13 protein-coding genes are annotated in these 12,899 nt (G+C 59.6%); 5 read left to right on the forward strand and 8 right to left on the reverse strand.

The window, feature by feature from the left end:
- Positions 1-13 precede the first annotated feature (13 nt).
- From thrB to thrS, 4 genes are all read right to left on the reverse strand, one after another.
- Positions 14-961 (reverse strand): homoserine kinase, encoded by a 948-nt coding sequence (thrB, locus tag SynA1560_RS05845; protein ID WP_186470682.1) that lies wholly within the window; start codon positions 959-961, stop codon positions 14-16.
- Positions 962-976: 15 nt separating this feature from the next.
- Positions 977-2,053: a glucokinase gene (locus SynA1560_RS05850; protein WP_186501394.1), complete on the reverse strand. Its 1,077-nt coding sequence runs from the start codon at positions 2,051-2,053 to the stop codon at positions 977-979.
- Positions 2,054-2,137: 84 nt separating this feature from the next.
- Positions 2,138-2,566, reverse strand: coding sequence for a DUF1824 family protein (locus tag SynA1560_RS05855; RefSeq protein WP_186501395.1), 429 nt, complete (start codon positions 2,564-2,566; stop codon positions 2,138-2,140).
- Positions 2,563-4,398: a threonine--tRNA ligase gene (gene thrS / locus SynA1560_RS05860; protein ID WP_186501396.1), complete on the reverse strand. Its 1,836-nt coding sequence runs from the start codon at positions 4,396-4,398 to the stop codon at positions 2,563-2,565. Before thrS ends, SynA1560_RS05855 begins: the two co-directional genes overlap by 4 nt.
- A 28-nt stretch (positions 4,399-4,426) precedes the next feature.
- On the opposite strand from thrS, the gene SynA1560_RS05865 reads away from it, so the two are divergent.
- Together SynA1560_RS05865 and SynA1560_RS05870 are read left to right on the forward strand one after the other, a co-directional pair.
- Positions 4,427-4,744 (forward strand): DUF2605 domain-containing protein, encoded by a 318-nt coding sequence (locus tag SynA1560_RS05865; protein WP_186501397.1) that lies wholly within the window; start codon positions 4,427-4,429, stop codon positions 4,742-4,744.
- A gap of 56 nt (positions 4,745-4,800) precedes the next feature.
- On the forward strand, positions 4,801-5,139 hold the full coding sequence (locus tag SynA1560_RS05870; protein ID WP_255477087.1) for a DUF2752 domain-containing protein: 339 nt from the start codon (positions 4,801-4,803) through the stop codon (positions 5,137-5,139).
- 6 nt (positions 5,140-5,145) lie between these two features.
- On the opposite strand, the gene SynA1560_RS05875 is transcribed toward SynA1560_RS05870, so the two are convergent.
- From SynA1560_RS05875 to SynA1560_RS05885, 3 genes are all read right to left on the reverse strand, one after another.
- Positions 5,146-5,832 carry an endolysin gene (locus SynA1560_RS05875; protein WP_370523190.1) on the reverse strand — a complete coding sequence of 229 codons (687 nt, stop codon included), beginning with the start codon at positions 5,830-5,832 and terminating at the stop codon, positions 5,146-5,148.
- 247 nt (positions 5,833-6,079) lie between these two features.
- The gene (gene trpS / locus SynA1560_RS05880; protein ID WP_186501399.1) at positions 6,080-7,093 is read right to left on the reverse strand and encodes a tryptophan--tRNA ligase; all 1,014 of its coding nucleotides are present in this window, start codon (positions 7,091-7,093) and stop codon (positions 6,080-6,082) included.
- A gap of 3 nt (positions 7,094-7,096) precedes the next feature.
- The gene (locus tag SynA1560_RS05885) at positions 7,097-7,630 is read right to left on the reverse strand and encodes a hypothetical protein (RefSeq protein ID WP_186501400.1); all 534 of its coding nucleotides are present in this window, start codon (positions 7,628-7,630) and stop codon (positions 7,097-7,099) included.
- Positions 7,631-7,803: 173 nt separating this feature from the next.
- Between SynA1560_RS05885 and SynA1560_RS05890 the strand changes: the two genes are divergently transcribed.
- The 3 genes from SynA1560_RS05890 (at position 7,804) to SynA1560_RS05900 (ending at position 11,612) form a co-directional block, all read left to right on the forward strand.
- On the forward strand, positions 7,804-9,168 hold the full coding sequence (locus SynA1560_RS05890; RefSeq protein WP_186501401.1) for a YcjF family protein: 1,365 nt from the start codon (positions 7,804-7,806) through the stop codon (positions 9,166-9,168).
- A 236-nt stretch (positions 9,169-9,404) separates the two neighbouring features.
- Positions 9,405-10,481, forward strand: coding sequence for a photosystem II q(b) protein (gene psbA, locus SynA1560_RS05895; protein WP_186501402.1), 1,077 nt, complete (start codon positions 9,405-9,407; stop codon positions 10,479-10,481).
- 174 nt (positions 10,482-10,655) lie between these two features.
- Positions 10,656-11,612, forward strand: a complete 957-nt coding sequence (locus SynA1560_RS05900; protein WP_186501403.1) for a tetratricopeptide repeat protein — start codon at positions 10,656-10,658, stop codon at positions 11,610-11,612.
- A gap of 196 nt (positions 11,613-11,808) precedes the next feature.
- On the opposite strand, the gene gap is transcribed toward SynA1560_RS05900, so the two are convergent.
- Positions 11,809-12,816 (reverse strand): type I glyceraldehyde-3-phosphate dehydrogenase, encoded by a 1,008-nt coding sequence (gene gap / locus SynA1560_RS05905; RefSeq protein ID WP_186501404.1) that lies wholly within the window; start codon positions 12,814-12,816, stop codon positions 11,809-11,811.
- Between the last annotated feature and the right edge of the window lie 83 nt (positions 12,817-12,899).

The following is a 12,899-nucleotide window of genomic DNA, read 5'->3' on the forward strand; positions in this document are numbered from 1 at the left end:
CTCAGGTTTCGGCTCAGCCATTGTCCTTTGGCTGCCAGTGGCTGCCCGCCGTTTGCAGGCTGAGCAGGGGAGCGCGACTGGCGACGCCAACGGACTCCCATGCCCGCACCATGGCCTGGCTGATGGCAACCCCTTTCTCTTCGGAGCACAACGCCAGAATGCTGGGTCCAGCGCCGCTAATGGCGCAGCCCCATGCGCCTGCGGCCATCGCGGCTTCGCGCACTGCCTGGCCACCCTTGATCAAGCGCCAGCGGTATGGCTCGTGAAGTCTGTCGTGCATGCCATCGGAGATCAGGTCTCCATTGCCAGTGCGCAGGCCCTGAAGCAGCAGTGTGAGCGCACCGAGATTCACCACGGCATCGCTCACAGGAATGGATTTGGGCATGGCACGCCGGGCTTCACTGGTGCTGAGGCGGATCGCCGGAATCGCCACGACGGCCTTGACGCTGTTCATCCACTCGCAGCGAACCACCCGCCAGCGCTGTGAAGCGGCTTTGGCCGTCATGCAAAGACCGCCCAGCAGCGACGGCACCACGTTGTCGGGATGACCTTCGATGTCGATGGCCAGTTCCAGCAGCTTTTCCCGACTCAGGGGTTCGCCGACCAGAGCATTGGCACCAACCAGTCCGGCCACGATGGCTGTGGCGCTGCTGCCGAGACCGCGTGCGGGAGGTACGGCAAGCCTGACGCGAGCTTCGAGCGCCACGGGTTCTTCACCTGCCGCTTTCCATACCCGTTGCGCTGCTCGGTACACCAGGTTTTCTGCGCCACCGCGGAGATGGGAGCCCTCCTGGCCTTCGATAATCAGTTCGAATCGTTCACCGTTGCCTTCGATGCGACGCATCGTGAACCGGTTGTTGAGATCCAGTGCTGCACCAAGGCAATCGAAGCCTGGTCCAATGTTGGCTGTAGTGGCTGGAACATCCACAACCACGGTTTGACCAATACGCGGCTGCGACATCCCCTTCGGTTCTTCTCAGGCCAGTGTCCCACCCGACTCCGCAAGATCACGCGCCCTGCAGGCGGCACTAAACAGTCCGGCCTCTGGATCAATCACCGCGCGGATGGTCATGGACTCGATCAAGGGGCGAAAGCGACCTTTGGCTCTCAGCGGTTCCAGGAACTGTTCGGATTGCAGCCCGTCCAGGTTTTTTTCAGCGGTTCCACCCCCAATCCAAAGCCCGCCGACGCTGAGTTCATGCAGTGCCAGATCACCGGCCGCTGATCCATAGGCACCCAACCAGATGCGCAGCGCTGCCGAGGCGATGGGATCACCCGCCGCAGCCGCCTTGCCGGTGTGCGCCGGCAGATCTTCGTAACCGGCTTGATCGGCGGGGATGTGGCGCCAGGCGTGGGCGTGATCTGTCAAAGGATGACCAGCCGCCTGATCTTGCTGCAGTAGCCAGTGCATGACATGGCCGAGGCCGGTGCCACTCACGATCCGCTCAATCGAGAGGCGCTCAAGATTCAGGTCTTTGCGCAGCCATTGCGCCAGAGCCCATTCATCGCTGGTTCTCGGGGCGAACTCCCGGTGGCCGCCTTCGCTGGGCAGTGCAAGCCAGCCACCCGGTGCAGGTAAGCCCCGGGCCATCCCGAGGCCTGTGCCAGCACCAAGGATCGCAACGGCACCGCTGTCGTCGCCCGCAGGAGCTGGATTCATCCGCCCATGACCAACCTGCAGCACTACCTGCTGTTGTTCATTGAAGTGCGGTAATCCATGGATGAGAACGGCAAAATCGTTCACTAGTTCAAGTCGCTGCAGGCCGGTGGCGGCCTGCAGCGACTCCTGACTCATCGTCCAAGACAGGTTGGTGAGCTGTGCCGAGCCGTGACGCACGGGCCCTGCCACTGCAATGCAGCTGGTGTCGGGCTTGGAGAGATCCTCTGGAGCCTCCTTGAGGAAGTGAGAGAGCATCGACTCCAGATCACGCCATTCCGCTGAGACGTAGCGATGACTGTGGGCTTGCTCGAGCTGCCCCTCCACGTCTCGGTAGAGAGCTAGGAAGGTTTTCGTGCCTCCAAGATCTCCGGCCAGATAGGTCTTGGCTGCCATGGTTGGGGGGTCAGGCCTCACCCATCAAGGCTGATCCTGGCCCGCACAATCGGCAAGCATTGTCGTGCAGCTTGCCTGCGCTGATCAGAGAGTGGATATCGGCTTGGCTTGCGTCGAGGCTTCGAAGAAATCCAGTGGCAGCGGCCCCCAGGTGCTGCTGATCTGGCCCTCATCGTTGTGATGACCGGTGATCAGAATTCCCTCGCCCAGTCCATGCTCGATTCGCACCCTGACCGTGCCCATCTGTTGGTTGGCTTTGAGAAACACCGGACCGTTCTGATCCGTTCCCTCTACAACCTCTAAGGGAGACCATGCCAACGCTGTTTCGAGAGATCGAAGCGTCTGAAGCGCCTGTTCTGCTGATTGGGCCATCACGCCGACGGTGCACCAACTGGTGCCAGCGAGGACCTCACCCAGTTCCCCACGAAGCGCGGACGCAACCTCAGCACTGAGGTCGGGGGCCGATCGCAGCCGCTCAAGATCTTTGAGGCATTGCACCGGTGAACGGCTCATGCGGAGAGCTGCAAGCCAGCAGCGCGTTTGGTGTTGGCAGTCGTTGCTGCAGCCAGGAGCTCGCTGACGGGTGTGACACCGAGATCTCCATCGCGACGGCTGCGCAGGCTCACGGCGTTCTGCTCCGCTTCCTTGGCACCGATGACCGCCAACACGGGGATCTTCATCTGTTCGCCGGTGCGGATCAACTTGCCGAGCCGGTCTCCGCTGCGATCGATCGTGGCGCGAACGCCAGCTTTGGTGAGTTGGTCCAACACCTGTTCGGCGTACGACTGCACCTCGTCGGTGACAGGCAGCAGACGCACCTGCTCGGGGGCCAGCCAGAAGGGGTAATCGCCTGCGTAGTTCTCGGTCATGATCCCGAAGAACCGCTCCAGCGAACCGAAGATGGCGCGGTGAATCATGATCGGCCGCTGCTTGCTTCCATCGGCCGCGATGTAGTCGAGTTCGAACCGTTCCGGCAGGTTGAAATCCAACTGGATCGTGGAGCACTGCCACATCCGGCCGATGGCGTCTTCGATCTTGAGGTCGATTTTCGGGCCGTAGAACGCACCGCCGCCCTCATCGATTTTGTAGGCCCAACCCTTGCGGTCCAGGGCTTCGATCAATCCCTTGGTGGCCAGGTCCCAGACGGTGTCATCGCCGATCGACTTCTCGGGGCGGGTGGAGAGGTTGATCTCGTAATTGCTGAAATCGAAGGCGGAGAGGATGCGCTCGGTGAGATCGAGGATCTTCAGGATCTCGTCGCTGATCTGCTCCGGCAGACAGAACACGTGGGCATCGTCCTGGGTGAAGCCCCGCACCCGCATCAGGCCGTGCATCACGCCGGGGCGTTCATAGCGATAGACCGTTCCAAGCTCCGCCCAGCGGATCGGCAGTTCCCGGTAGCTGCGCAGTTTGCTGGCGTAGGTAAGCACGTGGAACGGGCAGTTCATTGGCTTGAGCTGGTACTCCCGTTCGTCCACCTCCATCGGGCCGAACATGCTCTCGGCGTAGAAGTCGAGGTGGCCTGAGGTTTTCCAGAGGCTGATGTCGGCCACGTGGGGGGTATAGAGCAGCTCGTATCCGCCCTCGAAGTGGGCTTGGCGCCAGAACTCCTCGATCAACAGGCGCATGCGGGCGCCGCGGGGGTGCCAGAACACCAGACCTGCCCCTGCTTCGTCCTCGATGGAAAACAAGTCGAGGTCTTTGCCGATGCGGCGGTGATCCCGGCGCAGAGCCTCGTCCTTGCGGCGTTTGTGCTCGGCCAGTTGTTCGGGGGTTTCCCAAGCAGTGCCATAAATGCGCTGCAACTGGGCCTTGGTTTCATCGCCGCGCCAGTAGGCACCAGCCACGCTTTCCAGCTCAAAGGCCTTGGCGTTGAGCTGACCCGTGTGCTCCACGTGGGGGCCGGCACAGAGATCCCACCACTGTTCGCCCAGGGTGTAGAGGGTGATGGGCTCCTGCAGACCTTCGAGGATTTCGAGTTTGTAGGGCTCGTTCTGGGCTTTGATTTTTGCCTCGGCCTCGCTGCGGCTCACTTCGATCCGCTCCAGGGGCAACTTCTTGTTGATGATCTTGATCATCCCCTTCTTGATCGCTTTCAGGTCGGCTTCCGTGAAGGGGTCGGGGTTGTCGAAGTCGTAGTAGAAACCGCTCTCGGTCCAAGGGCCGATGGTCACGCGGGCTTGCGGGAAGAGCTGCTGCACGGCCATGGCCATCACGTGGCTCATGGAGTGTCGGATCTTCAGCAGCTGGTCACTCTCACTCGTTTTAGGCAGCACCACCGTCGTTGAGGGGGCTGTAGTTGTTGCTGCCGCGCTGCTCACCGTCTGCTGCTCGTGATTCGCCATCCTATGGGGGTGCTGCCTGGCAGATGCAATGAAGCCTGGTCGGGATCCCGACGCCGACGAACTGCTGGAGTCGCTTCTCGACTCTCTGCTGAAGGATTTTGACCACTGGTTTCACCGGGGGCAGGAGCTTCTAGAGGACTGTCCGGATTCGGTGATGGGGCCGCTGGAACGTGAGCGGATGGCGGTCAGGGTTGAGGAGGGGCTCAGAGCGATCGAGGCCACGCGCGCCCTGATGCAAGCCAGCCCCGAGGCGATGGCAGTGTCGATGGAAGCAATGACCCCCTGGCACCAATTGGTGATGGAGGTCTGGAGCCTGTCCGCGCGCGTCGCGCAGGCATCGCGATGACAGGTTCAGGCCGGTCGACGCGGTCAACGGGGCTGGTCAGCCTTGCCCTCATAGCGATGTTGTGGCTTCGGTCCAGGGGTTGGTCGCTTCCACTGCCAGGCTGCCCATGGCGAGCATGGACAGGGATACCTTGTCCTACCTGCTTTTTGACCCGTTCGGTGATGGCCTCGCTGCACGGCGATCTTGGCGAAGCCCTCGAGCTGCATGTGTTCGGTCCACCAAGCCTGGCCGGTTTGGCCTGGATCGGCTGGCGGCAGGGCGTGAGAGGGCATTCGTTGCCCGAGCTCACACCCAGGCGCGCACGGCTGCTGGGGCTCGTGGTTGCCGCGTTGCTGATCTACTGGTTGATGCGTCTTTGGGGCTGGCTGACGTTGGGGTGGCCCCAGCCCATCTGATCAACCTCAGGCACCCTGGCGCAGTTGGCTCAGGTTGTCGTTGTAGAAGGCCAGTAATTCGGCATGGGTCTTTACCGGTTGGCCATAGGCACTGAGGCCAGCATGCGTTGGGAAGGAAGCCCACTCGGGGGCCAGGCTGTTCATGGCTGTTTTTGTGAGGCCATATCGATCCACCTCCTGGAGTGCTCCGCGCTTCTTCGCCAGATGCAGCGCTGCCTGGTCTTGGTGCTCAGGAGCGAAGCTGGGAAGGCCCAGGCTGCGTGAAACGTCTTGCCAAGTGCCAGGAAGGAATTGATAGGCGCCGGCCGCTGCGGAGGCGTACCGCTTCACCACTACGCGATCCGGATGGCGTGAGAGGTCTTGAAATTGTCCGCCTCCGTAAAGGATGCGGTACCCCAGATCCCTTCCTTCTTTCCAGGTGCCTTCGGCATAGCGAATGGTGTTGAGCAATGCGCGACGTTCGGGAGTGATCGCGTAAGCCCCATTGGAGGGCGCTTCAGACGTGGATGTGGATCGGTGGGGGCTCAACGCCTCGGCCACTGTGCGTTGATGCTGCTCCCGTTCGCTCGAGCGTTCTGCCTGCAGGCTCTGGCCCATGGACAGCACCAAGCCCAGGCTGAGGGCGCCAATGCCCAGCAGTTGAGGAGCTTGCTGTGTCAGAGGACAAATCTGTTTAGTGACGCGATGAAGCAAACGGGACGCTCCGAACCAAAGGAGTCGCCACCTTCGTCAACAGCCCAACCCTCTGGCGAGAGTGTCCCGACTCCCCTTGACGGGGTGCGGCGAATATGCATGGGTAGAAAAACCCATACAAATCTCGCTTTAAGACTCGTGAGACAGGCCTGATGCCGCGCAACCCCGGGTTTGTGGTCGTTGATACGAGTCGAGCTATCAGCCGTCTTTAAGGATTAGGGAAACTTTTTAATTCCTTCACAACTGATCAGCTGGGGCTCAGGAAGCCCATGGACCGCCGTACGCGCTGAACATTGGCTTCTGCAACCGCGCTGGCCCGTTCACGTCCGTTGCGCAGAACCGCCTCCAGCTGCGATCGGTCGTCCATGAAGGCCTTGTAGCGCTGCTGAATCGGTTCCAGAGCTGCCACGGTGGCTTCTGCCAGGAGAGGTTTGAACTGCCCCCAGCCCATGTCGGCGCATTCCTGGGCTGCGGCTTCACGACCTTTGCCGCTGAGGAGGGCATACAGACCGAGCAGGTTGTCGGTTTCCGGCCGATCGGGGTTCCCGAATTCCAGGCCGCGTTCGGGGTCCGTCTTGGCTTTCTTGATCTTTTTAGTGATCAGCTCTGGGGGGTCAAGCAAGGTGATGCGACTGCCCTCGTTGGGGTCGCTCTTGCTCATCTTGCTGCGACCGTCGGTGAGGCTCATCACCCGGGCCCCTTCCTTGAGGATCATCGGTTTGGGCACTTTCAGGACCGGGGTCTCCTCCGAGCCAAACCGCGCATTGATCCGTTGCTGGGCGATATCGCGTGCCAGCTCGAGATGCTGCTTTTGGTCTTCGCCCACCGGAACGAGGTCGGCGTCATACAAAAGGATGTCTGCGGCCATCAACACCGGGTAGTCCAGGAGGCCCACAGAGACGTTGTCTCCCTGTTTCAGGGCCTTTTCCTTGAACTGGATCATCCGCTCCAGCCAGTTCAAGGGAGTGATGCAGTTCAGAAGCCAGCAAAGTTCGCTGTGGGCGGCCACCTGGCTCTGTACGAACACGGTGGATTTCTCTGGATCCAGTCCGCAGGCCAAATACAAAGCTGCGGTGGTCAGGGTGTCGTGAGCCAGGCGTTGCGGATCATGGGGAACCGTGACCGCGTGCAGATCCACAACACAGAAGAAGGTGTCGTGGTCGTTTTGGAGATCCACCCAATTGCGAATCGCCCCCAGCCAGTTGCCCAGATGCAGGGCACCGGTCGGCTGAACACCCGAGAGAACGCGCGGCCGCCCCATCAATCAGGCCTCGGTTGCTGCGTCCTTGGCGGGATCCGCTTCAACAGCCGTCTCTTCCGTGTCTGTTGCCGGCACATCGGTTGCGCTGGGTTCGATCTCAGCGTTGGCCTCGGCCTCGCTGCTGGGATCGGGATCCGGCTCGGCTGCTGCTGGCTGGGGCTTGGCAGGGCGAGCGAAGGGATCAGGTCGAGCTCCTCGTCCGCTCTCTCCCCGTCGTCCGCCCCGTTCGTCATCACGCCGGCCGCCACCTCGGTTTCCCTGGGCGCGCTGCTGAGCCACCAGCTCATCGAGCGTGCCGTCCTCGAGCATCTGGCCAAGGGTTCTGACAGCAAATCCCAGCACGGCCACGGTCGAGCGCAGATTGAAGGCTTCCTGCAGGGCGCGAACAGAGCGCATTTCGTTGTCGCTCAGCCTGATTCTGAACCCACCGCCTTCGCGGTTTCCTTGGCCCCGTCCTCCGCGGCTGCCACGTCCGCCCTCGCGGCCGCCATCACCCTGTCCGCGCTGCTGGCGGGAATCGCTGTAGGAATCAGTCATGGCCTGAGGCCTGGTGTCAGGCGCAAGTGTGACGCATCACCTCACGGTTTCAGGGGCTTGTTGATCCGTTTCACGCTCTGGATCGGTTTTCAGGCCGTCAAGAGAGAAATCGTTCGGTTCTCTGGTGCGCCGTGCTGAAGGTGAGCTAAGAAAGCTTCGTCAGTGGAAACCCAGTGCAGCTTCCGTTACCCACGATCCCTTCCCTGTCGTTGAAGGACGCGTTGGTGACTCCTCGGCTGTTGGGTCCTCTGGCTCTTTCCGCTGGAGTCCTCGTCGGTGGGCAATGGCTGCTGGCCGACGTCTTGCATCTCCCAGGCGGTGGCCTGAGTTTGTTGGCGGCAGGTGTCGGCATCTGGTGGTTGGCGAAGCCGCCGAAGCGCCCCAGCTTTCGCAAACCCGTCTCGTTGCAGGGATGGGTCAATCGCTGCGAAGAGGTGTTGCATCAGTTCGCTGAATTGGAATCGGCCCTGGGTCTGACGTCATTACGCGCGCCGCGTGAGACCGAGCTGCGACGCATTGAGCAGTTCGATGCGCCCCTCAGCCTTGGTGTGGTGGCGACCCAAGGAACCACCCTTCCAGCCACGGATCAGCTGCAAGGCGCGATGGCTGGTGTCCAAGCTCTGGATCTCTGCATCGCCAGGCCCCTTCCCGTCACCGCAACAGCGTGGTGCTGGGCAGAGGACTTGGAAGAGCTGGATGTGTTGCTGCACGTGCTGCCGCTTCCGCTCCGTGCTGCGGATCTGCTCTGGCTGGAACAGCTGTCCTTGGACCGTCCGGTCTGGCTTTTGCTGGAATCGCCCGGCTGCACGGAATCGGCCGATCAACTGGATGCCTTGCGCTGCCAGTTGCCCGAACGCTGGCATGCGCACCTGCTCGCTTGGTCGGGTGATCCCAGCCAGTTGCGTGGGGTGCTGCAACCGGTGCGCCAGCAGCTCATCCAGTCGGAGCGGGTGCGACAGCTCACCCGGCAGCGTCTGCTGGGCAATCTTCATCGTCAATGGCAGTCGGAGCTCGAAGCTCTGCGTCGAACGCAGTTCCGAGCACTGTTGCAGCGCAGTCAGTGGGTGGTGGCCGGCGTCGTGGCGGCCTCACCGGTCCCCAGTGTGGATCTGCTGGCCGTTGTTGTCGGCAACGGTCTGCTGGTGAAGGAGATGGCGAAGATCTGGGCCTGCCCTTGGAGCGCAGAGGTGCTTCAAGCGGTCGCCCGTCAGCTGGCTGTTGTCGCGTTGGCCCAGGGAGTGGTGGAGTGGACCGGTCAGGCACTACTCGGGCTGGCCAAGCTCGATGGCGGCAGCTGGCTTGCGGCTGGAGCGATGCAGGCGCTGAGCGCGGCCTATCTCACCCGCGTGGTGGGCGCCTCCATGGCGGATTGGATGGCATTGAATGCCGGTGTTGAGGAACCTGACCTTGAGGAGCTCAAGCGTCAGGCTCCCCTGCTGGTGGCTCGTGCTGCGGAGCAGGAGCGTCTCGACCTATCCGGTTTCGCTCAGCAGGCTCGGCAGTGGTTGAAGGACGGTCAAAGCTGGTCGACCACCTGAACGCGATCCAAGCCCATGAATTCCCAGAGCTGTCGCTTGAACAAGAGCGGAGACAACCACTCGATCGATTGCTTCATGTTTGTTCATGAAGTGTTTATGAAGTTGACATGAATCAATGATTCGAGATGACTCGAATGATGTGATTCGTCAGAGAAAAATCAATCGCTCCATAACCTGAATCCGAATCATGGCTCTCTCCGTGGGAGTTCTGATTTTTATCCGTTCTCTTTTGCTTTATGGCTACTGCAATTCGCAGCGGTCGCCGCAGCGGCTGGGAAAACTTCTGTCAGTGGGTTACCGACACCAACAACCGCATTTATGTGGGTTGGTTCGGTGTGCTGATGATTCCCTGCCTGCTCGCAGCGACCATCTGTTTCATCATCGCCTTCATCGCCGCTCCCGCGGTGGATATCGATGGCATCCGTGAGCCCGTCGCTGGCTCCCTGATCTACGGCAACAACATCATCTCCGGTGCTGTTGTGCCCTCTTCGAACGCCATCGGCCTTCACTTCTATCCCATCTGGGAAGCTGCCTCTCTCGACGAGTGGCTGTACAACGGCGGTCCTTACCAGCTGGTTGTCTTCCACTTCCTGATCGGTATTTCGGCCTACATGGGCCGTCAGTGGGAACTTTCCTACCGCCTCGGCATGCGCCCCTGGATCTGCGTTGCTTACAGCGCACCTCTGTCAGCTGCCATGGCTGTGTTCCTGGTGTACCCCTTCGGTCAGGGTTCTTTCTCTGACGGCATGCCCCTGGGCATCTCTGGCACCTTCAACTTCATGTTGGTGTTCCAGGCTGAGCACAACATCCTGATGCACCCCTTCCACATGCTGGGTGTCGCAGGTGTGTTCGGTGGATCCCTGTTCTCCGCCATGCACGGTTCCCTGGTGACCTCCTCCTTGGTGCGTGAAACCACCGAGAGCGAGTCCCAGAACTACGGCTACAAGTTCGGCCAAGAAGAAGAGACCTACAACATCGTGGCTGCCCACGGTTACTTCGGTCGCCTGATCTTCCAATACGCCTCCTTCAACAACAGCCGCAGCCTGCACTTCTTCCTGGCTGCCTGGCCCGTTGTCGGCATCTGGTTCACCTCCATGGGCATCAGCACCATGGCTTTCAACCTGAACGGTTTCAACTTCAACCAGTCCATCCTTGATGCGCAAGGACGGGTGCTTCCCACCTGGGCTGATGTGTTGAACCGCGCCAACCTCGGCATGGAAGTGATGCACGAGCGCAATGCTCACAACTTCCCCCTCGACCTGGCTGCTGTTGAGTCCACTCCTGTGGCTCTGCAAGCTCCCGCCATCGGCTGAGGCTGAAGTCTGCAAAAGATTCAGCTTCGGTTGAATCGGAAAGCCCCCTCTCACGAGGGGGCTTTTTGTTGGCTATTGGGGGAAAGTGATGGGGATTCTGCGATCAAACGTTGAGTCATCCCCATTGCACAAATCAGCTTGATGAATAGAGTCAAAAAAGTATTAGTCCAAATCTTGCACACGCCTCAGATCCTGAAATCTTTTCTCCCTCTGGCTGTTGTCGCAACAGCTTTCGTTGCACATCTGCCAGCCCTTGCTCAAAGCGATCAACAAGTGGAGCGAGGCTTTCAGGAATTTTTGGCAGGCGACTACGAAGCTGCAATTCTGACCTTTGATCGCATCATTCAAGAGAATCCAAATCATGCGCTTTCGCTGATGAATCGCTGTGGGGCTCTCACCCGGCTCGCCGAAGCCACAGCTGACGCTTCCTACTACGAAAAAGCATGGAATGATTGCAACAAAGCCATCCAGATTGATCCTGCACTGGCCATTGCGTTCTACAACCGCTGCTCGATTCAGTTGAACCTGGGTGATTTCTCTGCGGCCGCAAAGGATTGCGATCGCGCCATTGAGAAAGCCCCTGGCTTCGCCCCTTCCTACCTGAACCGATGCAGCGCTAAAGTATCATTAGGGCAATATCAATCCGCGCTAAGTGATTGCGACGAAGCATTGGCCTTGGATGCGAGTCTTGCTAAGGCATACGTCAACAAATGCGCTGCAAAACTGAATCTAGGACAACTCAAAGGTGCCCTTTTAGACTGCAACGAGGCTTTGAAGATTAATCCAAACCTTACAAATGCCTATGTGAATCGTGGCGCCATTGGCAGAGCTTTGGGAAAGCCTCAATCTGCGATCAATGATTATACATTAGCCATTGAACTTCAGCCTAATCTAGCCATCGCCTACGGTAATCGCGGCAATTCCTTTTCCGATCTTGGCCGCTATCAGGAAGCAATCCGAGATTTTGATCAGGCGATTCAGATCTCACCCAACTTTGCCAACTTCTACGTCAACCGCGCTATCGCCAAAAGTGGACTCGGCAACGAAGCAGAGGCTTGTGTCGACCTTGGCAGAGCGGCTTCCCTCGGCGACCAACGCGCATCTTCGCTCAATGCCCAATTTTGCCAATAATTCGTTCTTTCACTGGTTGTGAACCGACTCCATTGAAAAGCAAGTTTTTGACTCTTCGAGCCATTGGTGCGGCTTTCACACGCCCAATGCAGTCAATCCGGCGAAGTGATCGAATCTCTTCGCCAGAATTGGCTCACTCCTTTTAAATGAGCGCGTTGCAATTGGATGCGTGAACTCTCGGTGCGCTGATGGTTGATTAGGTGGCTGCAGTGGCGTCCATGTGCCGCATCAGGTCGATGCATTTGCAGCTGTAAGCCCACTCGTTGTCGTACCAGGCGACAAGCTTCATGAACTTCTCATTGAGGGCCATGCCTGCTTGGGCATCAAACACGGACGTGCAACTTTCACCCAGCAGGTCGTTCGACACAATCGGATCTTCGGTGTACCCGAGAATCCCTGAGAGTCCGTTTTGGGAGGCCCCCTTCATGGCGTGCTTCACCTCCTCGTAGCTGGCTGGTTGGGCCAGATTCACCGTGAGATCCACCACCGACACATCCGGTGTCGGAACGCGGAAGGCCATGCCCGTCAGCTTTCCGTTCAATTCAGGAATCACACGTCCCACGGCTCGGGCTGCACCGGTGGAACTGGGGATGATGCTTTGGCCAGCACCGCGTCCCCCGCGCCAATCCTTGAGCGAGGGGCTGTCGATTGGCTTTTGTGTGGCAGTGGTGGCATGCACGGTGGTCATCAGACCACTGACAATGCCAAAATTGTCGTTCATCACCTTGGCCAGGGGCGCCAGACAATTGGTGGTGCAGCTGGCGTTGGAGACGATGTCTTCACCGGCGTAAGCATTGTGGTTCACCCCCATCACAAACATGGGTGTCTCGTCTTTGGAGGGAGCACTCATCACCACGCGCTTGGCACCGGCTGCCAGGTGTTGCCGAGATGTGGTGTCGGTCAGGAAAAAGCCTGTGCTCTCGAGCACGTAGTCCGCACCCACATCTCCCCAGCGCAGCTGGCTGGGTTCGCGCTCCGCAGTCACCCGAATGATCGAGCCATTCACCACAAGCTGACCATCGACGACGTCGATTTCACCTGGAAAGCGACGGTGCGTTGAGTCGTAACGCAGCAGATAAGCGAGGTAATCAATGTCGATCAGATCATTGATCGCCACCACCTCTACATCTGGGCAGGCCATGGCCTGTCGGAAGGCCAGGCGTCCAATGCGCCCGAAGCCGTTGATGCCGATGCGGATGGACATGAAGGCGAACCCTTCTTCTTTCTTGATTTATAGAGAACATCTGAGAAGACAACCGCACCCTTTCTGGGGACGCAGACAGAGTG

Origin of the sequence: Synechococcus sp. A15-60 (genome assembly GCF_014280095.1) — a bacterium.
In the GTDB taxonomy this organism is placed as follows: Bacteria; Cyanobacteriota; Cyanobacteriia; order PCC-6307; family Cyanobiaceae; genus Synechococcus_C.

Coding starts and splice junctions, on each gene's coding strand:
- thrB (WP_186470682.1), bottom strand. CDS start 961: ATGTCGCAGCCGCGTATTGGTCAAACCGTGGTTGTGGATGTTCCAGCC.
- SynA1560_RS05850 (WP_186501394.1), bottom strand. CDS start 2,053: ATGGCAGCCAAGACCTATCTGGCCGGAGATCTTGGAGGCACGAAAACC.
- SynA1560_RS05855 (WP_186501395.1), bottom strand. CDS start 2,566: ATGAGCCGTTCACCGGTGCAATGCCTCAAAGATCTTGAGCGGCTGCGA.
- thrS (WP_186501396.1), bottom strand. CDS start 4,398: ATGGCGAATCACGAGCAGCAGACGGTGAGCAGCGCGGCAGCAACAACT.
- SynA1560_RS05865 (WP_186501397.1), top strand. CDS start 4,427: ATGAAGCCTGGTCGGGATCCCGACGCCGACGAACTGCTGGAGTCGCTT.
- SynA1560_RS05870 (WP_255477087.1), top strand. CDS start 4,801: ATGTTGTGGCTTCGGTCCAGGGGTTGGTCGCTTCCACTGCCAGGCTGC.
- trpS (WP_186501399.1), bottom strand. CDS start 7,093: ATGGGGCGGCCGCGCGTTCTCTCGGGTGTTCAGCCGACCGGTGCCCTG.
- SynA1560_RS05885 (WP_186501400.1), bottom strand. CDS start 7,630: ATGACTGATTCCTACAGCGATTCCCGCCAGCAGCGCGGACAGGGTGAT.
- psbA (WP_186501402.1), top strand. CDS start 9,405: ATGGCTACTGCAATTCGCAGCGGTCGCCGCAGCGGCTGGGAAAACTTC.
- gap (WP_186501404.1), bottom strand. CDS start 12,816: ATGTCCATCCGCATCGGCATCAACGGCTTCGGGCGCATTGGACGCCTG.